Below are 26,625 nucleotides of genomic sequence, written 5' to 3'. Positions count from 1 at the left end.
ACTCCATTTGTCAAGGATTTTCTTTTCGCAAATCCCCGACGGCGCTTTTTTCATACGCATGATTGCCGGCGACAAACACTTCGATAGTATGAATATTTTTAAAATTATACAGGATATTTTTCCTGAATAATTCCATCCCTTGTCGTATTTCGGATGCGCCGTCCGATTCGGAAATGAGCGCGTCCGAAAGATCGACATACAGAACGCCGCCGCGCTCAAAACACGATTGCGCACGGGTACCCCGCGTAAAAAGCGGGCGGTATTCCGCAGTCAAAGGCCCGAGCAAAAGTTCGTCTACGTAGCAGTTTACATCCCCCTGCACGGGATCCTTCGGTAAATACCTCGACTCCATGCAGATTTTGCCGGTTGCAGCCGACTGAAACATAAACACGTAGCGTATGCCCGGATAGCGGATCATCCACAGCACAAGAGACAGAACGAAAGAAGCCGACACGATCACGATAAACGCCGTTGTTTTTCTTTTCATAGCGCCATCGTACAAAATCATTTTGATGATGTAAAGCCTCTCGATCGCTCAAAGTGCGTGATAAAATCGCTTATGCCGTTATATATGCCGAACGCGGCTTTTTGCAGATACTGCGTATCGCTTAAATTCCGCGCTTCGGTATAATTCGTTAAAAAACCCAATTCGACGAGCACGCTCGGCATATTCGCATTGCGCACGACGAACCACTCTTCCGCTTTTATGCCGCGCGCTTTCGACTTGTCGCCTATCTGTGCCTGCAAACCGTCCATGATAAATTTCGCGATGAGGACGCTTTCGGTCGTATACTCTTCCTCCGTCATCGCGTTTAAAATCGGAAAGAGCGTTTTATCTTCTCCCGCAGCAGCCTTGTCGATAACGGTGCGGCGATATCCCGGCGACAGATACCACACTTCGTAGCCGCTCGCTTTTTTATCCAAGGAAGCGTTTACGTGAACGGAAACATACAGCACCGCTTCGTTTTTTTTCAGCCGTACGGAATTGGCGATATCGGTCCGCTGACCGAGCGACAAAAAAGTATCGCTGTTCCTCGTCAATATGATCTTTTTGTCGGGAAACGCCGTTTTAAGTTTTGCGTACAACATTTTTCCGACGGCAAGCGTTACGTCTTTTTCCCGAATAACGAGCGTATTGCCGTTTTGCCGGAACACTTGGCTCGCCCCCGGATCTTTTCCGCCGTGTCCCGGATCGATTAAAATCGCGCCGACGCGGTAGTGCGCTTCTTCGCTTTCCGTTTTAAAAAACGATTCCGCCGTATCGATAAAAGCCTGCGACACGAAAAGGGCGCCCGACTTTACCACCGGCGCATCGGTTACCGAAAGCTTTCGGTTATCGAGCAGGACGACGCTGTCGCCCGCACGGAAACTGATTTGGTGACCGTTTTTTTCCATGAGGCCTGTTTCGGATAGGCTGTCCCAATACAGGAGAATGCCCGACGCTTCGGCTTTTTTCAGCAATTCGATCGTTTCCGCCGCATAGCTTTGCGCCGACGCTGTAAAAAGCAAAACAAGAAAAGCGAATATAATCCTATGTCGTTTCGGCATGTTCATAGCCTTTTTCATTCTCCGATAATCTTCAAAAGCCGGTATTTGCCCTATCTATAGTATCGGCAAAATACAGCATTCCCTGCACCCCCCCACGCAGTCCCGCGCGCCAAAATTTTTTCGCGTCGAGCTCGGGATGATCGGGACAGACTTCGTCGAAAAGTGCGCAGCTTTCGGCAAAACTTCGGTGATTCCAATCGCGCTCATCCGATTCGTAAAGTCTGCGCAAAAATCGCGGCACGCAATCGGAGACGCGAACGCCTTTCGGTATGACGCCCGTTACAGACGCCGTATCTATCTCGGAGCAGGCGTACGCATCTTCGCTCTCAACAGCGGAGCAGACCGCTCTGTAGGCGTCGGGCGGAAAACGCAGCGAGTTTACTTCCGCTTTTTGTACGAGCGACTGTGCTTTCGCTGTTTTATCCGCCGTACGATTTTCCGCTGTGCATGATTTTGACGCGGCGGCTTCCGCATCGGTAAAAAACGCATCCGTTTCGGGGACGCAGGGTTCCAAGCGCAGCACGATTTTAGAAACCGCTTTTTCCGCGGCGGCGATTGAATCTTTACGCGACGGAGACGATGAAATCACATTGCCGCATTTTTGTACGTTGTTGTGCGGAAAGACGACTGCATCCCCCGCACCGCTTCGCGGAAATACGTCTTTGACGAAGGGAACGGAACGCGCCCTTTCCAAGCCCGATACTTCTTTAACGATTCCCGGAATTGAAATCCACGCGCGCTCCGCACTCGCATCAACACACGGAAGTTCGTACAGTTCGTAGGGCGCGCGACAGTTTCCGCACGATGAGGGCGGCGTAAACGGAATGCGTTTCCGATGCACTTCGAGAAACGAAGGCGTTTTTCCGCACGCTATGAGGAGCGCTTGTTCGGTGAGATTGCAGTGCGACGCGTAAGGGTATGTCCAGCCCGACATAAAGCCACCCGAAAGACGAGCGGCCACTTCGCCTATCATCGGCCCCTTTTCCGTATATTTTATGTCGGCCTTTGCCGCCCCGCAGCTAAGGCCGAGTGCTTTTGCCGCAAGCGCAAAGACTGCAATGAGTTCGTTTTTTTTCGCATCGGATATCGCAGTCGGCATCGTGTGCCCCGTTTCGATAAAGTACGGCGGAAAAAATATGTGGCGGTCGGCAAAGCCCGTGATCGTCATCGCCCCGTCACAGATGAGCGCGTCGATCGAATATTCATCACCGCTCATGTATTCTTCGAGGATAGCGTTTTCAGTCCGCGAAGACGCGAGCGCCGTCTGCAAAGCATCTTCCGCTTCGTCTTCACTCCTTATCATGCGGCAGCCGCGGCCGCCCATATTGTCCACAGGTTTTACGACGCAGGGAAAGCCGAGTTCTCTCACGCATTTTTTAACAAAATCGAGCTCGCTCTCTTTTTTCGTTACGCCGAAAAATTTCGGAGAGGGTACGCCGGCTTCCGAAAACTTTTGCCGCATCAGCACTTTGCCGCTCGCGTTGCAGGCAGCTTCATAGGAGTGGCAGAAAAGTCCGAGCCTTTCTCCCGCGTATGAAACCGAAGCCGAAAAATCGGTTCCCGCCGTAAAGATCGCCGCAAGCCCTCCTTCCTTTTGTAATTTTTTTGCGAACTCGTAAATCCCTTCTTTATCTTTTAAATCGATGCGCTCGAATCGGTCGCTAAGTCCGACGCAGACGGCGCCTTCGTTAGCGTCGACGACGACCGCGCGGCAGCCGATGTTTTTCGCCGCTTCGATCGCGGGTTTTTGCAAAAAGCCCGCGCCGAGTATGAGTATGTTTTTATCCATGCGATTTTTCTCCCTCTCCCGCACCGCCCGTTTTTCTGCAGTACACTTCGAAAGTATCGCCGAGACGTGAGATGCGGCTTCGGAAAGCGTAGAGCGAATACATAAGCGAATCTTTTTGCCAGCCGTGTTTTTTCACTTGCGGAAAACGCTCGGGATGATGTCCCGTCGAAATTATCTTTTCAACCGTAAAGCCGAATCGCTTGAGTATGTGTTTCGCTCTGGACGGTTCCCACAAAGTATAGTGATCGGCGGGGCTTTGCGCATAAAAATCGTCCGTATTCATAAGAGCGGAAACGCCTTCTGCTGACGGCGTCGAAAATGCAAAGATGCCGCCGTCTTTTACCAAAGCGCGAGCGCTTTCGAGAACGCGATAAAGATTTTGAAAATGTTCTATGACGTACCACATCGTAAGCGCATCGAATTGCCGCACGCCGAATTCCGACGCAGGATCGAAGTCGGGAAAAGAAGTGCAGGATGCGGGAAAGAGAAGCGAAGACTGCACATAGGATACTGCGTCTTTCGAAACGTCGGCACCGAAGACCTGCCATCCGTCTTCCGCTGCGGCCGCAAGGAAGGGACCGTAGGCACAGCCGACGTCGAGCACGGAAAGTTTCGATGCAAAGCGTTTTTTATTTTTGACGAACGAATCGATTTCGCGGATACGGCGGACTCCTTGCGCCTTTATCGCATCGAAGTCTTCGAGATAGGTTTTGCCGTACTGCGCTTTATACTCTTCGGCAAAATAGGTTTTGCCGTAATCGGGTGCGGCGTTTGAATCCGTCCACGACATATAGATCATAGCACACGAAGCGCATCTCCTGAACGTCCGGTGCAGCGTGCGCGAAACGACGGCGTTTTTTTCGGGATCGCTTTGTCCGCAGACGGGACAAGAGAAACGCTTGCCCTTTGCAAGGGATGCGATAAAAGCGCCGAGCGACGCGTGCCGATTTACGGGCTCGATATGCGGATAGAGTTTTTCGCTTTCGCTTAAAACCGCATGCAGTTTTTTTCCTGCCGCATCTTTTTTTTCGAGACAGACGAATCCGTATTTTTTTGCAAGGGATGCGTGCAGCTTTGTCGGCGAAAACAAAAGCACGGCGCAACCTGCATAGGCGGCTTCGTATGCGGTAAGCCCGTAATGCGTTACGACGAGATCGTAGGATGAAAGTATTTCGCGCAAAACGGGAACGGGGCGCATACACGTTACACCGGCCGCTTCCGCTTCCGACGAGTCGATGCCGTCAGGGACGACTGCGCTCACAGAGAGACCTTCGCGCCGAAGCGATATCGATACGGGAACGGTAAGGGATGAGGGATCTTCGCCTCCGAAACACACGAGAACGGTTTTTATATCGGAGCGCGTTTTGCAACGTTCCCCGCTCCGCGTACGGGAAGGCATCGTCATAAATGCGCTTTCGCTTATATTCGATTTTCGCGAAAGATTCGACGGGATGATATCGATGAGGTAATCGCAAAAGCACGTATTGTCCGAGCCCTCGTCGATCGCGGCAAGGGGGGCTGCGGCACACAGGGAAGATGCCGTATGTTTATCGAGCGAAAAAAAATCCGAAACGATGAGCGAATATTCCCCGGGGAGCGGATATTCCGTGACGATCTGCCAATCCGAAAGCCCCCGTCCTTTCGCCTGCTCCGTAAGTTCGCCGCATTCTCGAAGCGACGCATCTTTCGGAATATAGACGAGGGCGCCCGACTCGATCGCGGCGTCAAGGCTCCTCCTCAGATGTCCCGTACCGCCCCCTTCTTTTACCGACGGCACAAAGAGCACGGGATGCGTAACGCTCGGTTCGGAAAAGGCCGATAAAATCTGCTCCGTCGTATAGGGCTCATCTTCCGCTTTTCCCTTGGAAAGAAAGCGAACGGCCGAAAGCGCTCTTCGGTAATCGGATGGCGTGTCGATCGTCGTGCGGCAGTCGGGATAATAAAAACGAGCAGGCGCTTTTTGCATCACAGCCGAAAAGCGGTTTCGGTGATTGTAGAGAGAAGGAGCCACGTGTTCGCGGTCGTAAGGCAGGCTTGTCGATTTTTCGGCCGCGACGAGCGATTTGCCGCTGAACACTTCGACGCCCGAACCGTGCGGCAGCCCCGTCCACGTCATATAATCGCACGGAGAAAGTGCAATGCGGCGCATATATTCGTCGAGGAGAGACTCCGCCGCTTCGTAAAATAAAAACGGATTATCGGCGGTCGCACGTACGACGACGTCCGCATCGATCTTTTCGATCAACAAGCAAAAACGCTTTAAGACATCGTCGAGCGGTCCTGAAAAAATATCCCAGCCGCACGAGCGCGCGACCGGCTCGAGTTCGGAAAACGACGCTTCATCCGTCGCAACGTAATACGCGTCGGCTTTTACTTTTTTCATCGCGGAAAGCGTCCACGCGAGCACCGGGCGACCGCCCAAATCTTTGAGCGCTTTGCCGGGAAAGCGTGTCGAAGATATTCTGCACTGAACGATTACCGCCGTCATCATTCTCTCCATGCTTCTATCAAATGCTTCGCGTCCGTGTGGAATCGCGCACGGTTCGTATGCACCCATTTTTTCGCATCGGAAAACCGCCGCTTCGCTTCGAAAAAGCCGCACGACGAATGTGCAAGAAAATTAAAAAACGAAAGAGGTGCGATAGTGCCTCCCGAATCGGATTTAAAACGCGGCGCCAAATTTTTAAGATAAAACTGCAGATAGGTTAAGTCCGCCGTCGTGTCTTCGATCGGAACTCTCTCGCCGTAGGAAAAGAGCATCGATGTCGAAAGACAAGTCTCTTCTCCCCACAGCCACGAGCGCAGCGCCAAATCGAGATTTTGATAATACGGAGACGTAATCGTATAGTCGAAACCTCCGAGTCGGATGAATTTCGGTTTATTATACAGACCGATATAATCGAAAGGATACAATGTATGCATACCGTCTTTGACGACTGCGGACTGAGAAACGAAAAACTTCCCGCGAGATGCTTCGGGCGTAAAGCTCACCGGAAGCGCTTTTTTTTCCGCATCCAAGAGGCGCGGCGCGATGCAGTATGTTCCGGTTTTTACGAGATTTTCCGCGAGGTGCGGCTGCAAAATCCCCTGAGGGATGTAAAGCGAATCGCGCAACACGAGCACGTAAGAAGAAGGAGCTTCGCCGATGCCGATATTGATCATATCTCCGTCCGTCACCGCTTCGAGGGGAACTACGAACTGCACGGACGGGATGCGCCTGGAAAGCTCTTCGATATTGCAGCTGCCCGAATTCGGTTCGATCGAAACGACGGAAGCGAAGCCGCATTTCGAAAGCGTTTCAAGCGTCTGCGCGTGAAAGCGGCTCGCGTTCGAATTGAGGAGGACGGCGGAAACGTCCATCTTTTTTTCCGACGGCGCTCTCCCGCCGATAACGGTGCGGTTGATCTGCCGTTCGTTAAAAATTAAAGGTATAGTATTCATCGCATTTCCCGCATACTTCCCCGTATTCGCACTTCATATCTTTTTCGGCGTAAGAGGTCATCCGCTCCCAAATCGATGCAAGGCTTTCCGTAAACGCATTGCCTATAATATTGTTAAAAACGTATTCGCGGCACGGCGGCACACTGCCGTCGGAGAGGATCGTCATGTCGCGCCGCAAATGCCAGCACGGATTCCGTTCGAGGGGCGAAAGGTCTGCGGGTTTACACTCTGGAAGAAGACCTGAAAACCAATCGTATTTTTGAATTATCACTTTGCTGCCGTTTTTATCGTCTTTCCAAAAGCGATAAAAAGCTTCGAGTTCCGCTTCGTTGTCGTTCGTCCGAACAAACTGCGGATAGGTCGTATCGGGAAACGCGCGCTGCAAAAGAGCGACGGCTTTATGAGCTTTTGAAAGCGAGCCTTCCGAACCGCGCATCTTTTTGTACGTCGCTTCGCTTACCGCGTCGAGCAGTACGATCCAAATGATTTTCCCGCCTGAAGCCTCTTTGACTTTTTCGCACAGTTCTTCGGTTACGTGCAGACCGTTCGTTTCGACAAGGATCGAAAGTCCGTCGTAAGAAGCGGTCTCTTTAACAAAATCCGTAAAATCGGGATGCAAAAGCGGCTCACCCCACGCCGAAAGCGAGACGACGGCGCTTTCCGAAAGGGATGCCATTTGCGACACGAGCGGCCGGAATTCGGCGAGCGTCATATCGCGCGGATTTTTTTCTCCGTACGTTTTTTTATATGCTTCCCTATATGGCGAATAAATGCATTCACCCTCTTCCCTGCCTGAAATCTGCACGTTGTAAAAGGCGGGTACGGTTTTCAAAACCGACACGAGGGTCACCGCTTTTTCAGAAAGGCTTGCCGCGTCTTTTCCCTCTCCGCACGCATCGTAGAGCGCACGAGAGGCGATATAGCCCGCCTTCGTCGAACATTCGAACGAAAGGCGGTAGAGGCGCCAGTCCTTCGGCGCGAGTACGGTTTCGATTTCAAACGAATTGATATCGGTTTTTAAAATCTTCATGACGGCATCTCGTGTAACAACCTCGTCCCCGAGATTTTTTTGCCGCGCAAGAGAAGCAATGATGGCCGCCGCCCCCGTATCGATCGCTTCGGGTGAAAAGCCGTAGGGATAGCCGTCGGCAAAGGTGTATTCCGCGGCATAGGTTTTATGCACGCGAAGGATTTCATCGCTGAGCGCTTTGTCGAAAAAGGGACAGTCGGCGGCGGCGTAGAGCACAGTTTCCGCTTTTTCGCTAAGACTTGCGATTTCGTCGAGCACATCGGCCGTCGTCCACACTTCCTTTTCTTTTACGGAAACGGGCACGGAAGAGGATACGGCTTCTCTTTTACACCTTTCGGCATTATCGGATGCGGCAAGGACGATGACGGGGGTACCTCCCGAAACGGAAGCCGCCCACGAAAGCGCCCTATCGTATGCGGAACGTCCGCCGAAAACTTTTTCGAACATATACCGAGCGCCGAATGCGGCATTTAAAATAACGACGGTTTTCATCATTACAGTATCGGCAGATTTTTATGCGGGTATAAATAGAGGAATGAATATTTTTTAGAGAGCCTCTAAAAATTCAATCGAATCTTTAGAGGCGCGTTTTTATTTATCCCACAATTTTTCGGGATAGTAGCCCGCTTCGATCTTTTTCGCGATTTCCGCTTTGACGATCGCTTTGTCTTCGGGGTAGGTCATGCCGAACCAATTTTCGTCCGACGTAAAAAAGCGGATGCTTCCTTTGCCGCTTTTGACGATTTCGCCTGCGGCAACGGGAAGAAGCGCTTCGGCTTTTTCGCTTTCGGCGTTGTGCGCAATAAAATCTTTCCAGAATTTATTAAACGAATCGAATGCCACGGGAGAAAATCCGAAGAGGTTCATACTTACCCATTCTTTTCCCGTCATCGATTTTTTTTCGCCGTCGATTTCGCTTACGATGCCCTCTCCTTCATAATAGATTTTCAGATTTTCGACGATGGAATCGAGACAGCCGTCTTTTACCGTACACACGCCGCGGGAAACGGAACCGCTTTTGCTCATCGTGTTGCCGAGCACATAGCCGACCATCGCGTGGGCGCTGCTGTCGTTTGCGATCCCCGAAAGATAGGTGCCGATCGTTTTAAAAGCAGACCTCCCGTAGTAGTCGTCGGCGTTGACGACGGCAAAGGGAGAGGCGATCGCATCTTCTGCGCAGAGTACGGCGTGCACCGTACCCCACGGTTTTTTACGGTTTACAGACAATCGCTTTTCTTCTTCGGTAAGCAGACTGTCGTGAGTTTGAAAAACATATGTTGCATCGAAATTGCGCGCAACGCGGTCGAACAGCCGTTCGCGGAAATCGTGTTCGATATCTTTTCTGATAATGTAAACGACTTTACCGAAGCCCGCTTCCCTTGCATCGTACGTCGCGTAGTCGAGCAGGCATTCGTTGTGCAGCCCCACTGCGTCGATCTGTTTGACCCCGCCGTATCTGCTTCCCATTCCCGCCGCAAGAACCAATAATGTCGGTTTCATCTTTACCTCCCGAATCGCCGCTTACAAAAGACTTTCCAGCGCAAGCCTAATCATATTGTCAAAGGTCGTCTGTCTCTCTTCCGCCGTCGTCTCTCCGCCCGAAACGATGTGATCGCTCACGGTAAGGATCGCGAGCGCTTTCCGCCCGAACTTCGCCGCAAGCGTATACAGTTCCGCCGCTTCCATCTCTATGCCGAGCACGCCGTAGCGCGCCCACGTTTTCCAATTTTCGTTTTCATCGTAAAAAAGATCGCTCGATGCGCAGGGGCCGACGGCAACTTTTATGCCGAGCTTTTTGGAGCTTTCATAAGCCGACAGCAAAAGCGAAAAATCGGCGGAAGCGGAAAAATGCAGATTGCCGAAACGCTGCGTCATAAGAGAAGAATCGGACGAAGCGGCGTTTACGAGGATCGTATCGCGCAATTTCAAAGACGCTTGAATCGCGCCGCAGGTACCGACGCGGATCGCTTTTTGCACGCCGTAAAATTGGAAAAGTTCGTTCACGTAAATCGAAAGCGAAGGCTGTCCCATGCCCGTCCCCTGCACCGAAACGCGCTTTCCTTTATACGTGCCGGTATAGCCGAACATATTGCGCACTTCGTTATAGCATTCGGGTTTTTCCAAAAAATGTTCGGCGATATACTTTGCCCGAAGCGGATCGCCGGGAAGCAAAACACAGTCCGCGATCGCCCCTTCAGGCGCATTGATATGGGTACTCATATTTATCGATTATAAAGCGTACAGCCGAAAAAGTAAATCGGACGGCGCATAAGGGGAACGAAACTTTTTTGCCATCCCGCCCTTCGCGGCTCGCTCACGCTCGGCGTCCTCGCTTTGCTGCGGTCGCTGCTTCGCACCGCTTCGCGCGGGCGTAGGCCGCACTTTCATGCAATAACCTCATGCGCAAAGTTCCGCACGGATCCGTTCGAGGATGTCGAGGGTTTGCAATCCGTCTTCGAGCGTCGATTTGAGCGGAGCAATTCCGTCGAGGAAATCGACGCAGCTTTTCACCATATTCGAAAAGCAGCGTGTCTTTTTCGGCGCGGAAACTTTTTTATCTTCGGCAAGCGAATAAAATCCCGTGTACAGCTTCGCTTTTTCGCGACGGTAAAATTTCGCGTAACCGTTTCCGATCGCGACTGCCCCTTCGGTTCCGAGTATGTCGACACCGAACGAAAAGAAACGCGAGCGCCCGCTCATCGTAAGCGTGATGTCGGGACAGACATCGGATGCAAAATGCGCGGACAAATTTTGTACGATCGAAGGATCGCTTTCATCGCGGTGTATTCCCGTAATCGACATATTGTACAGCACGCTCCGTCTCTTTTCCGTTTCCGCACTATTTGAATCGTCCGACAGCAAATACTGCACGATATCGACGAGGTGCGTACCGTCGTGAAAGAGGCTGTACTCGCCGGATGCTTCGTATTCTTTCCCGTAGACGCGAAGGCCGGAGCAGAGTTCCGCACGTACGCGCTGGATGGCGCCGATTTTTTTTATGTAGGATTTTGCTGCCGCGTAGTCGGCGGCAAAGCGCCGCTCGTGGTTTACGATAACGGGTACGCCGTATTTTTTCGCTTCGTCCGCGATCGCAAGTCCGTCTTTCATACACAGCGCGACGGGCTTTTCCAAAATCAGTAATTTCGGTTTGCTCCGTATCGCTGCGAGCGCGACTTCCAAATGCGCGCTTTCGTTGACCGCAACGACGACGATATCGGGACTGCATGCGGCAAAGAGATAGCTCGCCGTATGATAAGCAGCCGCTCCTCTGCAGTACCGTTTCCACGCCGCAAGTTTTTCGGCATCGGTGTCGCAGCCTGCAATAATGCGTATACGGGAATTTCCGCGGAGAGATGCCGTGTGGCTTGCCGGCTGTTCGCGCTTTTTATCGAAGCCGAGCGTAAAACCGATCCTTCCCGTACCGATTATAGCCGCAGTATATTTTTTTTTGCTACGCATCGCTTCCGCTCTTGAGCGCCGCTTCGACTTCATCGATTATGTAATCGGGCGTACTCGCTCCGGCTGTAATGCCGACCCTTTCCATTTTAAAATAATCGCTCGGAATCTCATCCGCCGTTTCGATCAAATCGGCGCGGCACGATTGTGCTCTTGCTGCAAGCAAAAGCCGCTTTGTATTCGCGCTGTTTTTTCCGCCGACGACGAGTACGCCGTCCACGTCCGGACAGAGCTTTAAAAGCGCATCCTGCCTCGCTTTCGTCGCGGGGCAAATCGTATGTATGACGGTGAGCGAGGGACACTTTCGTCTTAACAATTTCGCGATTTTTTCGAATTCCGTTTTGCTGAACGTCGTCTGAGAAAGGAGCACCGCTTTTTCATTTTCCGAAAGCGAAAGCGTTTCGGCTTTTTCCGCGTTTTGCACGAGCACGAAACGCTCTTTCGCGTAGCCCGCAATGCCTGCGACTTCGCCGTGCTTTTCATCGCCCGCAAACAGCACCGTACAGCCTTTTTGCGCTGAGGAGGCGGCAAGTTTTTGGCTTTCGGTAACGCGGGTACAGGTTGCATCGACGACCGTACAATTCCGCCTTTGAAGCGTTTCGATCGTTTCCGGCGGCACGCCGTGCGCGCGAATTATGACGACGCTGCCGTATTCGGCCTTTTCGGCATCGTTTTCGCCGAGCACCGTAAGCCCCTGTTTTTCAAGCACTTCGAGGGCAAGACGGTTGTGGATGAGCGGACCGAGCGTATATACTTTTTTTCCGGGATTGTCCGAAATCGCCCTTTGCGCCGCATCGAGCGCATGGCGCACGCCGAAACAACAGCCGAGGACATCGGAGCGGATGACAGTCATAGAGGCAGTATAACTCGAACGGGAAATTTAGTACACCGCACGACAACAACAAATTACGCAACAGCGCGTTTCGAATGCGGGTTTTAAGCGCCGCGGCAGGTGAGATAACCCTCCGCACGAATAATCGTCGCACGCACCCAATCGTCATAAAAAAATACCGCGCACTCCCGCGCGGTATTTTTCGAAACTACGTCAATGAAATGCGCTTACACGCTTACTCCGACGTCGAACACGCCTTTTTGGAGCTTCAGCGAATGGTGAATGCCGTATTCCGGTTTCCAATTTTTTCGCGTCGCGGCGATAAATCCGCTCGAAATGAATATGGACGAATAACAGCCGCTGACAAGTCCTACGAGAAGCGCAAGCGCAAAGTTTTTGATATCGCCCTGCGTAAACACGTAGAGGGATGCCGCCGCAAACATCGTCGTCACCGTCGTGATGATCGAACGGCTCAGCGTATCGGTGAGCGCCTGATCGATGATGTCGGTAAATTTTTTCGTGTCTTTCATGATCGGCAAAAGCGCGCGTTCGCGATCGAGGATAACGATCGTCGCGTTGATCGAATAACCGACAATCGTCAAAATCGCCGCTACCGTCATCGTCGAAAATTCAATCTGCGACCATACGATAAACGTTATCATGATAAGCGAGTCGTGGATGAGCGCGAATACCGAGCCGAGTGCGAAATCCCAGTGAAAGCGGATCGTCGCATACAGCCATATAAGCGCAACGGCAAAGGCAAGCACGATGATCGACTGCACTGCAATCGCGCGCGAAAAATTCGAACCGATAAAATCGGTACGGATAACGACGACGTTGTCATTTCCGAATTTGTTTTTCAGATTCGTCAAAACCGTATTTTGCAGATCGGCGCTCGATTTTCCGTCCCCCTTATCGGCCATGCGGATTTGAAAACTCGCCGCTTCTCCCGCACCGAGCTGCTGAATCGAAATGCCTTCGACCGACGAAAGCGCTTCGCGCACTTGCGAAACGGCGACATCGGTTTTTCCTGCGGAATACAAGCGATACGGAGTCGATGAAAGTTTATTCGACGCGTTCGTATCGGCGAACAAATCCGCCGTCGAAGAAGATGCGTTCGAATTGACTTGCGCGCGGATTCCGTCGATCGCATTGAGACTCGACGCGAGATCGGAAACCGTTCGGTTTGCGGCAAACGAAAGCGTTTCGGTTTTGTTTTCCGAACCCGTTCCGCTTATGACGACATCGATCCCCTCACCGCTCATGTCGAGGCTGACGTTCGCGCTGCCGGAATAACTCACGTCCAAAACGGCGGGCGCGATGCGCACTTCTTCGAGTAAGCCGGGACGATAGTCGAGACCGAAATTGATTCCGCGTATAAAAAATCCCGCGATACCCGAAACGATGATCGCCGCGCTGATGACCGCACACGGAAGGAAACCTTTGCTGAAATGTATCGTCTTTCGCGTCATTATTTTACCCTCCAGCTGATGCTCACGGTATTTTTGCGGAACACGTCGGTATTGAAATCGAACATGAGGTGCGACACAAACAAGGCTGTAAACACGGAAGAGACGACACCGATCGCCAAGCTGACCGCAAAGCCCTGGATCGCGCCGCTGCCGAGCTGCGACAAAAACATCGCCGCGATAAAGGTCGTAATATTCGAGTCCATGATCGCCCAAAACGCATTACGGAAACCTGCGGCGATCGCAGCCGTACGTCCTTTGCCGTCGGAAAGCTCTTCTTTGATGCGCTCGAAAATGATAACGTTCGCATCGACCGCCATACCGATCGTCAAAATCATACCGGCGATGCTCGAAAGCGTAATCGTCATATTGAACGCCGAGAGCACCGAAAACATGATGTAGAGGTTGAGGATCTGCGCAACGCACGCGTTCACGCCCGCACCTTTATAGTAGACGAGCATAAAAAACATGATTGCGCCGAGACCGACCAACACTGCGATGATGCCCATCCGCTTCGCCTTCTGCCCGAGAGAGGCGCCGATGACTTGCTGGCTTTCGACCGAAAGCGGCACGGAAAGCCACGCCGTCTGCAGCACTTTTTGCAGCGTCTGCGCTTCTTCGAGATTGAAACCCGTTATCGCAACGCGGCCGCCGGTGATCGCGTCGTTGATCGTCGCCGCCGAGCGGATTCTGTTGTCGTTTACGATGGCGAGCCGCTCGCCGACGTGAGCCGATGTAAACTCGCCGAAAATCACGGCACCGTCGCCGTCAAGCACGAAATCGACTTCGGGGCGGTTCGTTAAATTGCTCGAACCGACTTCCGCCGATTTGATATGCCGGCCGTCGAGCGCGATCTCTTTTTTTACGGCAAGCCAGCCGATCCGATCTTCGAGACCGTAGTCGTCGTTTTGATAAAGACCGAGCACTTCACAATCGGCGGGGATGACGGAAGCGTCAAGCAGCGTACCGTCGGAAGCGAAGACGTTTCCGGGATTTTGCAGATAATAATTATTAAACGCTTGAGTTGCCGCATCGTCGACGAGACGGAAATTCAAAATACCCTTTCCCATGATGATCGTATTGATCGCATCCGCTTCCGCAGCTCCCGGGATTTCGATATAGATGCGGTCTTCACCCTGCTGTCGGATCACCGGAGACGTAAGACCGAAGCGGTCGATCCTGCTCGAAAGCGAGTCGATCGCCTGCTGCATCGCGTTCGCTTTGAGCGTCGCGCTCGATTCGGCCGTATCGGCTCCTTCCTGATTTTTTACGGCGGCGTCCAGATCGGCTTTGACGATGATGTTCATACCGCCGGACAGATCGAGTCCGAGCTTTACCGAATTCTGATATTGTTTTTTCGCTTTTAAAATGGCGTCGCGGTAGCGGGCCTGCACCGCTTCGCGGAATTCCTGCTCGCTTGAAAATGCGTTGAGCACCGCGCTTTTCGTCAAAGGCGACGGCACTTTCGCACCCATATTTTTATAGTTCCGCGCGACGATCTTTTTTATCCAGCCGTAGGATTCGTCGAGCTGAGCGTTCGGATCTTTTCGCGCCGCATCCGTAAAGGTCTTTACGTCGTCGGAGGCTTTTACGGTCGCGTAATCTTTAATGCTCTGCAGCGAACCGAGTGCGAGCGCTTTCATCTCTTTCGGCGTGCCGTAGTACCAGCTGATCGACGGCCACAAAAAAGCGAAACAAACGGCAAGCACCGCAAGCAGGATTACAAAACGAGTACGTTTATTCATGCTGACAGCTCCGTTTTATTTCTTTTCCTCTGAAGGTTTTTCCGCATCGGCGTCGGAAGATTTTTTCGCGTCTTTTGCAGGAGCTTCGGGATTTTCGATTGCGGCGATAGCGCTCCGCGTAAATTTGATCTTTGTCGCATCGTCCACTTTCACGATGACGTTTTTTTCGTCAACCGAAGAAACGACGCCGTGAATGCCGCCTATCGTAACGACTTTATCGCCTTTTTTCAGCGCGTCGAGCATTTTCTGCGTTTCTTTTTGTTTTTTGCTCTGTGGGCGGATAAGGAAAAAATAGAAAATAACGACGAGCAGCACCATCATCACGATCGATGACATAAAACCGCCGGTTGTCGACGCACCGCCGGCCGCTCCGCCTTCGGCTGCGCCCATTAAAAAAGGAATAAACGACATTGTATAGCCCCTTCATTTTATTAAAATTTGACAAAAATGCCAGTTTTATGAGCATATCACGAGAGAAGTCGGCGCGTCAAGTCTCCGATAAAAAATCGACGATGTTTTTGTGAATAACGCCGTCCCTGCCGAAATCGACGCGATCCATGGACAGCACGTATTTCGGAAAATTGTCTTCAATCGATTTATACACCCCGAATTCACGCTCGCGTGTTTTTTCGTCGGTCAACAGATAGGCGATCTGATAATAAAAAATCCGATCGTTTTTTTGCGCGATAAAATCGATTTCCCTGTCTTTCAGTTTTCCGATTTTTACCTCATAGCCCCTCGACGCAAGTTCGATAAACACGATATTTTCCAGCGTCCGCTCGATATCCTTTGTATTGGAAAATCCCTGCGCCTGCCGGAACCCGTGATCCGTTACATAATATTTTTCGTCCACTTTGAGGATTTTTTTGCCCGCCATATCATAGCGCGGAACTTTTTTAATGATAAAAGCGTTTTTGCAATATTCCAAATAATTTAAAATCGTATCGATTGAAACGGTTCGTTTTTCGTTTTTAAAATAATTTTTAATGCCGTTTGCCGAAAAGGTGTGCCCGATGTTTTCAAACACATAGGATAAAATGCGGTTAAACCCGTCGACATCCCGAATATTGTTGTACTGCAAAACGTCTTTGACCAATACGGTATTATACACATCGTTTAAATATTTAAAACAGGGAGAAGCGTCCAAATCAAAATAGCGCAAAAAAGGCATTCCGCCGATCTGCAGAAATTTATCGAACAGCGCTTCTTTGGATATTTTTTTATTTTTAAAAACCTGCACAAATTCGCCGAAGGTAAACGGATAAATTTCAAAGGCCGTATACCGCCCCGAAAGCAGGGTTGCAAGATCGCCCGAAATAAGCGTTGAGTTCGATCCCGTTATGTAAATATCGCAATTTGTGTCCACGCTGAGACTGTTGACGACTTTTTCCCAGCCCGCAACCGTTTGTATTTCGTCGAAGAAAAAATAGAGTTTCTTTTTTGTTTTTTGAATTATAGGCTGCAAATAAGCGCGCAAAGCCTTTGCGGTAGTTATATCGAAAAGTTCGGACGACTCGAAGTTGAGGTATACTTTATTTTTGTCGGGTATATTTTTTAAAACTTCGTCTTTTATTATCGTTAAAAGCGTGGACTTTCCGACCCGCCTCATACCGGTCAACACTTTAATAACCGGCTTGTCTACGAATTGCGCAATCTGCGTTATGTACTTCGGTCTGATAATACGATCCGTAAGCGAGCTCCTTGTCGATTTCGACTGTAATCGATAGATTTATGAAAATGACAGCAGTTTCGATTATAGTCGAAATAATCGATAAAATCAACACGATTTCGATTATAGTCGATAAAACAAAAAAAACGGTCGATTGACAAATCTCTTTTTTTAAATTACTATCGGCTAATTTTTATTACTTACAGCTAACCACAACGGAGGTTTTATGAACAAAAAGATTTTATACGTATGTATATGTACGGCCGTGCTTTTCAGCACATTCGCTTTTAGCGCATGCAATAATGCCGCGCAAAACACCGAAAACCCGTCGGTACCCTCGACGCCGACACCCGATCCGAAAGCGCTCATATACGGCACGTACGAAGGAAAGTTTAACGGACAGCCGGTAGCGTTGATATTGAGCGCAACGCTTGCCGATTTTCAAAATTCGGTAATGCCGAAAAAGTATACCAATATCACCTTTGAAAAAAAAGCGGATGAAAAATGGCTCATTACCTGTTACAAAAATGGTGTAACGCCCGCTCCGGGCAACGCGGATGCCGATGTACTCATCGATACGAACGAAGACCCCTTTACCGCTCTCATTACCATTTACGGTATGGGCGGAACGCAAATCAATTGTGAAAAAAAAGGCGGAAACCCCGGGTTAAAAATTAAAGGCAGCACGCTTAAAGGCTATAAAGGCGCTCAGCCATCGGGTGTTTTAACCGTACCCGAAGGTATTACCGTAATCGGTCCGGAAGCTTTTTCGGGCTGTGCCGGCATATCGGAAGTGCGCTTCCCTTTAACCCTTGAAAGAATAGACGCGGAAGCTTTTAACGCTTGTACAGGATTGACAGCACTGCACTTTCCCGAAAGCCTTAAAAGACTTGAAGACGGAGCTTTTAACGGCTGTACGGGTTTGAAAACGCTGGATTTTTCCAAAAGCACAAAGCTTGACCTGATTGAAGACAACGCGTTCCGCGGCTGCGAAAATATAGAGGGACAATTGAACTTACCCGCAAGTGTTACAAGAATCGGAGACAGCGCTTTTGACGGTTGCGAAAATATAACGGGAAAAGTGAGCTTTCCTGCAAGTCTTACGAAAATCGGAAAAAGTGCATTTTTAAAATGCAAAAATATAACGGAAATCGATTTTTCTTCCTGCACAAAGCTCACCAAAATAGACAGAAATGCATTTAATAAATGTACCGGCTTAACGGATGCAAAATTGCCTGCAAGCCTTACCAGTGTCGGAAATATTTTTACCGGCTGTACAAAACTTGCACATCTTTCTATAGATCCGGCAAACTCCGCGTTATGCGCCGAAAACGATATCGTCTACAATAAAGAAAAAACAAAGCTGCTTTTCGGCGCACCGGCCGTTACGAAAGCCGTCGCAATGCCCGAAAACCTTACTCACATTGAAACGAACGCTTTCATCAACAATCAAGCGTTAACCGAAGTAAAATTTTCGAAAAATCTTATCGAAATCGGGGAATCCGCTTTCAGTACGTGTAAAAGTCTGCAAACGGTAGACTTTTCCGAAAGTACAAAATTGGAAAAAATTGTAGACTACGCTTTTAATCACAGTGAAAACATAACGGGAACACTGGTTTTTCCGGCAAGCCTTACGGAAATCGGTACGTTTGCCTTTGACAATTGTAAAAGCATAACGGAAATCGATCTTCACAAGTGTACCGCTCTTTCCACAATCGGCACCCAAGCGTTCCAAAACTGCAGCGCTCGGTTCAAAGTAAAATCGGGAAGCGGTTTAAAAGAAAAACTTAAAACATCCGGCGTACAGGAAAATAAAATAGACGAAGAATAAACGGCTGTAATCCCGCCGACGCTTTGCTCCGCTCCGACGGGAATCCGCTTTTATATGTATACTCCGTACCGACTTACAACCGGCATTTCCGCCGTGTTGCCGTCGGCACGGTCAGCCGAATAATGCAAAATACGACAAAAGCGATATCGTCCCGCGCTGCCTATCCTTCGAGCACAAAGAGACGGCGGCAGTTTTCATCGACGATTTCGCCGAGCGCTTCGGGACTTAGGTTTCGCGCTTTTGCGACATAGCGGTAAACGTGTTCGACAAAAAGCGGCGTATTCGTTTTGCCGCGGTACGGAACGGGAGCAAGATACGGGGAATCGGTTTCGCAGAGGATCCTGTCCGAGGGAACGCAGCTCAAAAGCTTTTGCATTTCGTCCGCTTTGCCGCGCTTTGCGTACGTAACCGAACCGCTGAAACTGATGTACCAGCCGCAGTCGAGAAAAGCGCACGCTTCTTCGATGCCGTACGAAAAACAGTGGATGATTCCTCTGTCGTATTTCGAATTTTTTATGCACCGATACGTATCTTCAAAACCGTCGCGGCTGTGCACGACGACCGGAACGTTCAGTTTTTTTGCAAGCTCGATCTGCATTTCAAAAAGCTCGCACTCCCCTTCCCTCATCGCCCGATCGGAATCGCTTTCATATCTTCCGTCGGCGGCCGGATTCCAATGCCGGTCAATGCCGCACTCTCCTATAGCCGCGATCTTTTCGGAAAACGAAGCGATATCTTTTTCAAGCGTTTCAGTCATCTCTTTTCGATGCATAATCGCGTCGGAAGAAGGCCACAAGCCCGCAGTGTAATGCAGCATACGCCGGGCATTTTTTTGCAGTTCTCCGCTTACAAGTGAAAGGGCTTTTTCCAGTGCGGCTTTTCGCGCAGACAAATCGCCGCTTTCGGTACCGATGTCGAGCGCAAAAAGACAATTGCGCTTTGCCATTTCGGAAAGGATTTCCGCGCCGTCGCTCCCCGTGCGTTCACACATCTTGGAAAAATGAAAATGAGTATCCGAAAACATAAAAGCTTTTGCCAGGAACCGGAATCGAACCGGCACGGCATTTAACTGCCGAGGGATTTTAAGTCCCTTGTGTCTACCAATTCCACCATCCTGGCGACACATGCGCTCCACTATAACTTGTATGCCGATTTTTGTAAATAACCCGATGCGCGTATCTTGAAGACACGTAATATTTTCGATACGGCGTTTGCCCGCGCTAGACTTGACTGTAGAGGCTGCTCAGTTCGCTACGCCACGGGAGCTCGGCGTCGCGCCCTTCCCACTCTATCGTTTTAATAATTTTAAATGATTTTACGTCGCGCGGATCTTCGTAGCGCAAAAGCGCAAAGCGGCCCTGACCGATGTATGCGATTTTTTCGTTTTCACCGAGCGTTTCCGTTTTATTCAACTGATCCAAAATACAATCGAAGTGCGCGGGATTTCCCGACGCTTTATCGACGACGGCGCTCGCCATATCTTCGATATCCTTTCCGCAGATGGGACATACGACGCGGCGCTGCTTGAGTTCGCGAATCGCTTCGTCTTTTTTCTTTTGCGCTGCGATATTTTCATAGAGGTGACGCTGAACGGCGGCATCGCGAAGTTTTATATTTTTATTATCCGTTTGCTTACCGCCGGAACGGGAATTTTGAGCGTTTTGATTTTTCCAATCACGCCTGCCGCGTCCCCGCTTTGCATTTTTTCCCATGATTACTCCGTTATTCCGTAAACAGCGGATCGTCTTCGGGGTTTTCAATCAATTTTTTGCTGATAACCTGAGCGATCCTCTGTACCGCCGTATCGATATACTCCGCATCCCGAATCATCTCTCGCAGCGCAAGCAGACGGGGCGGTATGTCCGCTTTTTGTTTTTCGAGAACGAGAGTAGTTGTTTTCAGACCGGAAATCATACAAGCTCCGAAAAAGCGTTTTCAATGTGATATACGGCCGGCAAAGACGGCATATCCACAACAATCACATCGTATCTGATATAGTGCTTACTATATTGTCGATTGTTTGAGAGAAAACGTTTAGACGTTTCTATAATTTTTTTTTGTTTCCGGCCGTCGAGCACGTGCGAAAGCATATCGGCGTTTCCGTTCGGAAGCGTCTTCACTTCGGCAAAAACAAGCACCTCGTTCGACAAAGCGATTATATCGATTTCACCGCTTTTTGTCTGCCAATTCCGCGCCACGATCGAATAACCTTTTTCGGTCAAATAACGCGCAGCTTTTTCTTCTCCCGATTTTCCGATCGATTTTTTTGAAGCGCTCACAGACGGATTGGACTCGCTTTGAACGACATACGATTCCCGTTACGCGTTTAGAGCGGCATATCGTCGTCGACAGGCTCGAGTTCGTCCACGTCTTCGAGATTCGCATTTGTTTGTGCGTCGATTTCCGCCTGCGAAAGCACGTGCCCGACAGTGAGCAAAAACGGGACCTTCCAATTTTTGAGCGCGGCAAGGTGATACGGCTTTGCCGGCTTTCCCGCGGCGAGAAACATGTTTTTTCCGTCGTCAAAAAATACCGGCGCGGAAAAACGCATACCTTCTTTAATATCGTTTTGCGTAAGCTTCAAAAAACCTGCCATACAACCCCCTCGTATTTTTTTAGGCTGAATCTCGAGTTTTGAAAAAATCGACTCGAAATTGAACCTTCAATAAGTTTCGTCCCTTAAAAATCCGATCGATTTTTTGAGATGTCTTTTATCGTTTTTTATCCTGCATTTTCAGCACAAAGGCGAATATCCCCGCGAGCACGCCCCACGTTTCTTCCGGCACATAGGAGCCGATTTCTTTGAGCGTCAAAACATCGGCGAGATTCGCGTTTTCAACGACGGCGATACCCTGCTCTTTTGCAATTTCGACAAGCCTTTCCGCCGCCTCGCCCCGAGCGGATGCCGTTACAAAAGGTGAAGGCGCTCCTTCAGGGTACTTCAGCGCGACTGCTTTTTTCATACGCTGCCTCTGACAACGGAAATACCGCTTTTTTCGTAAAAGCTCGAAAGCATGCCGGCTTCCGCCCGTTCAACGCTGAACGATTTGCCGCCGAACGCCGCTTCGAGCGCTTTTTTGAGCAATGCGCTTTCGCCTGCACGCTCCTCGCCCGATGCGGCATAGAGCACACGGCAATGTTCCTTATGTAAGTATATCACAAAATAATAAAATTGCCCAGCGAAATCGAGCGTTGCCGTATATTTTTCCGCTTTTTTTTGCCGCGCGTCCGTAAAAAAACGGAGCACGCCTTTTCCCGTTTGTGCCCCGCCGTCGAGGGAAATCTCGAAAGGAAGCTGAATCCAGCTTGCGCCGGAAGAAAACCCGCGGTGATTGAAAAGAGTGAGGACGCCTCCTTCGCTTTGCTCAAGTGCCCGCTCCGACAGTAAGCCGCAAAAAAATCGCCGCACTTCCGCTTCTATTTCGGAAATGAGCGCTTTCAGCGGCCGCCCCGCATCGGATCCGCTTTGACGCCCGCTCTGCACGGAATTTCCCTCTTTCACGAAACCGCCTTCTTCCGCGCTTTCGTTTTTTCCGCCGTTTTGCGGATCGCTGCCGCGCTTTCCGTCCGCCCCTCCTCTCTTTGCACGTCCGCCGCTTTGAGAATCTGCATGGCTTTCGGAGTCCTTATCGCTCTTTTCGTTTTCACCGACGATCGCGGCGACGGCATCTTTTTCCATAGGGATGCCTTTTTGTTCCAAAAGCAGAGCCGCTTGTGCCGCTTCTTTTTCACGCCGGGGAAACGACAGCGCGATGCGGCGTGCATCGTTAAAAATTCTCTCATCGAATTTCATGCCGAGCGACTGCATCGCGGCAAAAAGAGAAAGGGTAATATAATCGGAGGGAAGATTGAGAGAAGTGAAATAGCGGACAAGCTCCGCATCGGAGAGCGTTCCGTCGGGATTGAGTGCCGTCGAAAACGTCGTTACGAGATGTTCGTTTGAAAAAGGGGCATCCGCGATAAGCGGTGAAAGGACGAGCGTTCCGTCTTTGAGCGAAACGGAAGCGGAAAAAACCGCGCCCTGCATAAGCGGTCTTTCCGACGTAACGGAAAACCTGCCGCCCGCAAAAGAAGCGATATACGAGTTTTGCCCCGTTTGTGAAAGGATATGCACGGAAACGACATCCCCTTCGCGAAGCTCGTGCCGGTTCGGCATACCGGAAAAGGAAGCCGTCTGAACGTATACGCGGGAAATCGTATCCATGCGCCGGAAAAATTATCGACAGGCTGTCGAAAAAGCAACCGACTTTTGAGACAGCCCTATCCGCTTCTAAAAACCGCTTGAGTTTTCAAAAGCGACACGTTATTTCTTTTTCGCTTTTTCAGCCGCTTCCGCTGCGTGTTCTTCTTTTTGCTCTTCTTTGATTGCAGCTTCCTGAGCGGCGGCCGCGGCATCGGCTCGAGCGTTGCGTTCGGCAAGAGCCGTGGCGATGTTTCCGCCGACGCGCGTTTTAATGCGCTTCGCTTTACCGACGGCATCGCGGAGGTAATAGAGTTTTGCACGGCGGACCTTACCCGGACGTACGATCTCTACTTTCGTGATGCGCGGCGAGTGCATCGGGAACACGCGCTCGACTCCGACGCCGTACGATTCTTTGCGGACCGTAAATGTTTCGCGCGTACCGCCGCCGTTTTTCGCGATAACGACACCTTCGTACACTTGAATGCGTTCCGTTCTGCCTTCGACGATTTTAAAGAAAACTTTTACCGTATCGCCGACATTAAATCCCATGGCGCTCGCGCGCTTTTGTTTTTCTTCAATACCCTTAATGATATCCATCTCAGTCTCCAGCTTTCCGAGTCCGTTTCGCCCGCTTCTTTTTTCCGGCGGTTTTAAGCGAAACCTGCTCCGTAATTTCCTTAATAATTTTTTCGGCTTCCTCCGAAAGCGTACCCGCGTTTCGCGCAGACGCTATCAAGTCCGGCCGATTGGCAAGCGTTTTCGCAACGCTCTTTCGCAGCCGCCACGCGCGTATCGCTTCGTGGTTTCCCGACCGCAGCACTTCGGGTACTTCTTCTCCCCGATAATTTTGCGGCCGCGTATACTGCGGATATTCAAGCAGTCCGCCCGAATAGCTTTCTTCGTCGAGCGATTCCGCCGAAATGACGCCGTCGATCAGGCGGTACACCGTGTCGATGACGACTTCCGCCGCAACCTCTCCGCTCGACATAACGTAATCCCCGATCGAAATCTCTTCGTCGACATACCGATCGATTATCCGCTGGTCGATCCCTTCGTATCGTCCGCAGATAATGACGATTTCGCTTTCACGGCTCAACTCAAGCGCTTTCGCCTGCGTAAAAGGCTTTCCTCCGGGCGTCATATAGATGACGCGCTTTTTGTACGCCTCTACGCTGTCGAGCGCTTCTCCGAGCGGCTCGGCGAGCATAAGCTGCCCCGCGCCGCCGCCGTACGGACCGTCGTCACAGGAACGGTGTTTATCGCGGGCAAAATCCCTGATATCCGTCAAGACGCAGGAAATAATTCCCTTTTTAACCGCTTTCGCCATAATCGAATTTTCGAAGTACGCGCGCAGAATATCGGGGAATAAGGTCAGCACGGTAAATTGCATGGAATCACTCCAGAATCCAGAGGTGCATCAGCTCCACCGTTTTGCCTTCGATATCGACCGCGCCGATATGCTCATCCGTAAAAGGAACATAGACCGTTTTCGGTTTTCCCGAAACGGTGCGTTTGACATCGTCCGCAAGAACGCTGCAAGCCTCGGAGATGCGCACTTCCAAAAGCTGCGCCGCTCCGCCTTCCAATACGTCCGTGATCTTGCCTATCGTTTCGACAGGCGCGGCCGAAGCCGCCGATCCGTTTTTGTCCTCATATACGAGAGAACAATCTTTCAAATCATCGATGTACCATTCTCCCTTTTTCAAGGGATATGCACACTCGCGCGGTACGACCACTTCCCACCCGTTGTACTTTCGTACCGCTTCGGGAGAATCGATTCCCGCCAATTTCATAAACACGCAGGTACCGCCGTAGACTGCAGATTCGACTCTGCGTCGCTCGGTTTCCTCACCGTGCCGTAAAGTAACATCCTTGAGCGAAACGATATGATCGTACGCGCCGGAAGCACTCTCCACTTTACATTCACCCGTAATCCCGTGTGGACCGCGGATAAAGCCGACAGCAAGCTGATCTTTCATCGACCCGTCAGTCTAATATGTCGAGACTGTAATGATTTCCGTCCCTTGCCGCCGATGCGCTCAACACCGTGCGCATCGCTTTTGCGATACGGCCGTATTTGCCGATCACTTTACCGATATCGCTTTCGGCCACTTTCAGCTGCAAAACCGGCCCGCGTTCGCCCTCCGCTTCGGTAACCGAAACCGCGGAAGGATCATCGACAAGCGACTTTGCAATATATTCGATTAAATCCTTTTCCATTCAGCCGCCTCGATGCAATCACTTTGCGGAACGGATCTGTTTGTTGAGCAGCTTACCGACGATGTCCGTCGGCTGTGCGCCGACCCCGAGCCAATACTTTGCGCGTTCGACGTCGATGTTGATCTGCTTTTCAGCAGCTTCGATCGGCATATACGTACCGATTTCTTCGATCGCCCGGCCGTCGCGCGGAGAACGCTCATCCATGACAACGACGCGATAGTAAGGACGTTTTTGCGTACCGAACTTTTTCAGTCTGATTTTGACCACTGTAATCCTCCGTAGAACTCGAACCGAACAGGGTCAAGTCCTAAAATAGCGCACCCATCGGTGCGAATATTTATTATAGCGGAAGCGGGGGGAGAGCGTCAATCGGAGGGGAAAAGTAAAGAAAACAAGCCTCCTACATACTCTTTACAATTGAAATATTGTATATGCTTCTTCTGCTACGACAAAAAACATTAATACCCTTATCCCCGATTCAATTACAGTAAATCATTTTCGGTCTATGTGTATTACCGGAATACGCGTATCGAATATAAAATCCATCATCATTCATGACCGACAGGTTTCTCATTTGCAAACGCAATTTCCCGTAAAATTTGAGTATTCATCCGCTCTCGTTCCGCATCAAAAAACCAGCCGAATTTATTAAAATACTTAACAGCGGATTGTATATGTGCAAAAAGCATTTTTTTGCTCTTATAACTTTCTTTTGTATGATTGTGAATTATCGTAACTTTCGGATAATACAGAGTTTTACCAATTCTGTGCAGGCGTCGGATTAAATCAAAATCCTCACAATACATAAAATAATTTTCATCGAAAAAGATATTATTTTCTTTTAACGCTTTCAGTCGCATAAACATAAAACAACCGCTGAGACACGGGGGATTCATAATTTTATCATAACCCGAATGCTGCAAAGAATAATACGCATCTTTTTTTTGTGTCCATTTTGTCTTCGGTAAAAAGCGACGCAAAATTAAATCAATCGGCGTCGGAAGAAGTTTACATAAATACTGCAATTTTCCATTCGGATAAACAACTTTGGGAAGAACGTAAACCGCATCCGGCATTGCATCCATAAACGTAATGAGTTTCGATAACACATCTTGCTTAAACTCAATATCCGGATTCAAAACAACGTGGTAATCGCTGCCATTTTCAATAGCTTTATGCAATGCAATATTATGAGCTCCGCCATAACCGATATTTGCATTATTAAAAATATATTCCGATTTTTTGAATTTTAAACATACTTTCCGTAAAGAATCATCGGGAGAATTATCGATAAAATAGATTTTATCTGCAACGCCTGAAGAAAATACACATTGAACAACTTTCATAAGCTGTTTAGGATCCGTTTTATAAAGTACAATGCTTACTGTTAATTTCATATCGTTCTTAGTCTA

Annotated in this window: 27 protein-coding genes, 1 tRNA gene and 1 pseudogene; 1 reads left to right on the top strand and 28 read right to left on the bottom strand. The window is 50.0% G+C overall.

Annotated elements, in window-relative coordinates; genetic code table 11:
* Nucleotides 1-10 precede the first annotated feature (10 nt).
* The 14 genes from HMPREF0860_RS12935 to HMPREF0860_RS12870 all read right to left on the bottom strand — a co-directional run bounded on the left by HMPREF0860_RS12935 (nucleotide 11) and on the right by HMPREF0860_RS12870 (nucleotide 16,964).
* Nucleotides 11-487, bottom strand: coding sequence for a GerMN domain-containing protein (locus tag HMPREF0860_RS12935; protein WP_038081194.1), 477 nt, complete (start codon nucleotides 485-487; stop codon nucleotides 11-13).
* A 17-nt stretch (nucleotides 488-504) separates the two neighbouring features.
* Nucleotides 505-1,566 carry an N-acetylmuramoyl-L-alanine amidase gene (locus HMPREF0860_RS12930; protein ID WP_231364392.1) on the bottom strand — a complete coding sequence of 354 codons (1,062 nt, stop codon included), beginning with the start codon at nucleotides 1,564-1,566 and terminating at the stop codon, nucleotides 505-507.
* A 13-nt stretch (nucleotides 1,567-1,579) separates the two neighbouring features.
* Nucleotides 1,580-3,337 (bottom strand): ATP-grasp domain-containing protein, encoded by a 1,758-nt coding sequence (locus HMPREF0860_RS12925; RefSeq protein ID WP_021330554.1) that lies wholly within the window; start codon nucleotides 3,335-3,337, stop codon nucleotides 1,580-1,582.
* On the bottom strand, nucleotides 3,330-5,837 hold the full coding sequence (locus tag HMPREF0860_RS12920) for a cytidylyltransferase domain-containing protein (protein ID WP_231364391.1): 2,508 nt from the start codon (nucleotides 5,835-5,837) through the stop codon (nucleotides 3,330-3,332). The genes HMPREF0860_RS12925 and HMPREF0860_RS12920 overlap by 8 nt, the downstream gene beginning before the upstream one ends.
* Nucleotides 5,825-6,778 carry a hypothetical protein gene (locus tag HMPREF0860_RS12915; RefSeq protein WP_021330578.1) on the bottom strand — a complete coding sequence of 318 codons (954 nt, stop codon included), beginning with the start codon at nucleotides 6,776-6,778 and terminating at the stop codon, nucleotides 5,825-5,827. Before HMPREF0860_RS12915 ends, HMPREF0860_RS12920 begins: the two co-directional genes overlap by 13 nt.
* Entirely contained in the window at nucleotides 6,753-8,300 is a 1,548-nt protein-coding gene (locus tag HMPREF0860_RS12910; RefSeq protein WP_162147026.1) for a spiro-SPASM protein, read from the bottom strand. Before HMPREF0860_RS12910 ends, HMPREF0860_RS12915 begins: the two co-directional genes overlap by 26 nt.
* Nucleotides 8,301-8,399: 99 nt before the next feature.
* Nucleotides 8,400-9,308 carry a nucleotidyltransferase family protein gene (locus HMPREF0860_RS12905; protein WP_021495841.1) on the bottom strand — a complete coding sequence of 303 codons (909 nt, stop codon included), beginning with the start codon at nucleotides 9,306-9,308 and terminating at the stop codon, nucleotides 8,400-8,402.
* 21 nt (nucleotides 9,309-9,329) lie between these two features.
* On the bottom strand, nucleotides 9,330-10,028 hold the full coding sequence (deoD, locus tag HMPREF0860_RS12900; RefSeq protein ID WP_021330564.1) for a purine-nucleoside phosphorylase: 699 nt from the start codon (nucleotides 10,026-10,028) through the stop codon (nucleotides 9,330-9,332).
* A 177-nt stretch (nucleotides 10,029-10,205) separates the two neighbouring features.
* Nucleotides 10,206-11,267 carry a Gfo/Idh/MocA family protein gene (locus tag HMPREF0860_RS12895; protein WP_021330533.1) on the bottom strand — a complete coding sequence of 354 codons (1,062 nt, stop codon included), beginning with the start codon at nucleotides 11,265-11,267 and terminating at the stop codon, nucleotides 10,206-10,208.
* Nucleotides 11,260-12,117, bottom strand: a complete 858-nt coding sequence (gene ispH, locus HMPREF0860_RS12890) for a 4-hydroxy-3-methylbut-2-enyl diphosphate reductase (RefSeq protein ID WP_021330523.1) — start codon at nucleotides 12,115-12,117, stop codon at nucleotides 11,260-11,262. Before ispH ends, HMPREF0860_RS12895 begins: the two co-directional genes overlap by 8 nt.
* Nucleotides 12,118-12,323: 206 nt before the next feature.
* A complete protein-coding gene (gene secF / locus HMPREF0860_RS12885; protein WP_021330546.1) occupies nucleotides 12,324-13,568 on the bottom strand; it encodes a protein translocase subunit SecF in 1,245 nt (414 codons plus the stop codon).
* On the bottom strand, nucleotides 13,568-15,310 hold the full coding sequence (gene secD, locus HMPREF0860_RS12880; RefSeq protein WP_021330570.1) for a protein translocase subunit SecD: 1,743 nt from the start codon (nucleotides 15,308-15,310) through the stop codon (nucleotides 13,568-13,570). Before secD ends, secF begins: the two co-directional genes overlap by 1 nt.
* A 15-nt stretch (nucleotides 15,311-15,325) precedes the next feature.
* Nucleotides 15,326-15,721: a preprotein translocase subunit YajC gene (gene yajC / locus HMPREF0860_RS12875; protein WP_021330519.1), complete on the bottom strand. Its 396-nt coding sequence runs from the start codon at nucleotides 15,719-15,721 to the stop codon at nucleotides 15,326-15,328.
* A gap of 76 nt (nucleotides 15,722-15,797) precedes the next feature.
* Entirely contained in the window at nucleotides 15,798-16,964 is a 1,167-nt protein-coding gene (locus HMPREF0860_RS12870; protein ID WP_269208040.1) for an ATP-binding protein, read from the bottom strand.
* A 241-nt stretch (nucleotides 16,965-17,205) separates the two neighbouring features.
* On the opposite strand from HMPREF0860_RS12870, the gene HMPREF0860_RS12865 reads away from it, so the two are divergent.
* A complete protein-coding gene (locus HMPREF0860_RS12865; RefSeq protein ID WP_021330550.1) occupies nucleotides 17,206-18,810 on the top strand; it encodes a leucine-rich repeat domain-containing protein in 1,605 nt (534 codons plus the stop codon).
* Between the two features lie 160 nt (nucleotides 18,811-18,970).
* Here the strand turns inward: HMPREF0860_RS12865 and HMPREF0860_RS12860 are convergent, their stop codons facing one another.
* The 14 genes and pseudogenes from HMPREF0860_RS12860 to HMPREF0860_RS12795 all read right to left on the bottom strand — a co-directional run bounded on the left by HMPREF0860_RS12860 (nucleotide 18,971) and on the right by HMPREF0860_RS12795 (nucleotide 26,610).
* Nucleotides 18,971-19,834 carry a TatD family hydrolase gene (locus HMPREF0860_RS12860; protein WP_021330558.1) on the bottom strand — a complete coding sequence of 288 codons (864 nt, stop codon included), beginning with the start codon at nucleotides 19,832-19,834 and terminating at the stop codon, nucleotides 18,971-18,973.
* Nucleotides 19,835-19,843: 9 nt separating this feature from the next.
* Nucleotides 19,844-19,929, bottom strand: a tRNA-Leu gene (locus tag HMPREF0860_RS12855).
* Between the two features lie 101 nt (nucleotides 19,930-20,030).
* On the bottom strand, nucleotides 20,031-20,522 hold the full coding sequence (locus HMPREF0860_RS13475) for a hypothetical protein (protein WP_021330557.1): 492 nt from the start codon (nucleotides 20,520-20,522) through the stop codon (nucleotides 20,031-20,033).
* Between the two features lie 10 nt (nucleotides 20,523-20,532).
* Nucleotides 20,533-20,724: a hypothetical protein gene (locus tag HMPREF0860_RS12845; RefSeq protein ID WP_021330522.1), complete on the bottom strand. Its 192-nt coding sequence runs from the start codon at nucleotides 20,722-20,724 to the stop codon at nucleotides 20,533-20,535.
* A complete protein-coding gene (locus HMPREF0860_RS12840) occupies nucleotides 20,721-21,089 on the bottom strand; it encodes a YraN family protein (protein ID WP_021330507.1) in 369 nt (122 codons plus the stop codon). The genes HMPREF0860_RS12845 and HMPREF0860_RS12840 overlap by 4 nt, the downstream gene beginning before the upstream one ends.
* 47 nt (nucleotides 21,090-21,136) lie before the next feature.
* Entirely contained in the window at nucleotides 21,137-21,406 is a 270-nt protein-coding gene (locus HMPREF0860_RS12835) for a hypothetical protein (protein WP_021330504.1), read from the bottom strand.
* Between the two features lie 115 nt (nucleotides 21,407-21,521).
* Entirely contained in the window at nucleotides 21,522-21,773 is a 252-nt protein-coding gene (locus HMPREF0860_RS12830) for an EscU/YscU/HrcU family type III secretion system export apparatus switch protein (protein ID WP_021330506.1), read from the bottom strand.
* Nucleotides 21,770-23,014: a hypothetical protein gene (locus HMPREF0860_RS12825; protein ID WP_021330571.1), complete on the bottom strand. Its 1,245-nt coding sequence runs from the start codon at nucleotides 23,012-23,014 to the stop codon at nucleotides 21,770-21,772. The genes HMPREF0860_RS12830 and HMPREF0860_RS12825 overlap by 4 nt, the downstream gene beginning before the upstream one ends.
* Nucleotides 23,015-23,251: 237 nt before the next feature.
* A pseudogene (gene rplS / locus HMPREF0860_RS12820) lies at nucleotides 23,252-23,590 on the bottom strand (50S ribosomal protein L19); the annotation flags it as partial.
* Between the two features lies 1 nt (nucleotide 23,591).
* Nucleotides 23,592-24,383 carry a tRNA (guanosine(37)-N1)-methyltransferase TrmD gene (gene trmD / locus HMPREF0860_RS12815; RefSeq protein ID WP_021330520.1) on the bottom strand — a complete coding sequence of 264 codons (792 nt, stop codon included), beginning with the start codon at nucleotides 24,381-24,383 and terminating at the stop codon, nucleotides 23,592-23,594.
* A gap of 4 nt (nucleotides 24,384-24,387) precedes the next feature.
* Nucleotides 24,388-24,972 (bottom strand): ribosome maturation factor RimM, encoded by a 585-nt coding sequence (gene rimM / locus HMPREF0860_RS12810; RefSeq protein WP_021495853.1) that lies wholly within the window; start codon nucleotides 24,970-24,972, stop codon nucleotides 24,388-24,390.
* Between the two features lie 7 nt (nucleotides 24,973-24,979).
* Nucleotides 24,980-25,213: a KH domain-containing protein gene (locus tag HMPREF0860_RS12805; protein WP_016521604.1), complete on the bottom strand. Its 234-nt coding sequence runs from the start codon at nucleotides 25,211-25,213 to the stop codon at nucleotides 24,980-24,982.
* An 18-nt stretch (nucleotides 25,214-25,231) separates the two neighbouring features.
* Complete coding sequence (gene rpsP, locus HMPREF0860_RS12800) at nucleotides 25,232-25,480, bottom strand: 30S ribosomal protein S16 (protein ID WP_021330539.1); 249 nt, start codon at nucleotides 25,478-25,480, stop codon at nucleotides 25,232-25,234.
* Nucleotides 25,481-25,761: 281 nt separating this feature from the next.
* Nucleotides 25,762-26,610, bottom strand: coding sequence for a glycosyltransferase (locus HMPREF0860_RS12795; RefSeq protein ID WP_021330542.1), 849 nt, complete (start codon nucleotides 26,608-26,610; stop codon nucleotides 25,762-25,764).
* Nucleotides 26,611-26,625: the final 15 nt, after the last annotated feature.

The sequence above is a fragment of the Treponema socranskii subsp. socranskii VPI DR56BR1116 = ATCC 35536 genome (assembly GCF_000468115.1).
In the GTDB taxonomy this organism is placed as follows: domain Bacteria; phylum Spirochaetota; class Spirochaetia; order Treponematales; family Treponemataceae; genus Treponema_D; species Treponema_D socranskii.
The sequence above is the reverse complement of the archived record's forward strand: the minus strand, read 5'-3'. Positions and strand labels throughout refer to the sequence as shown.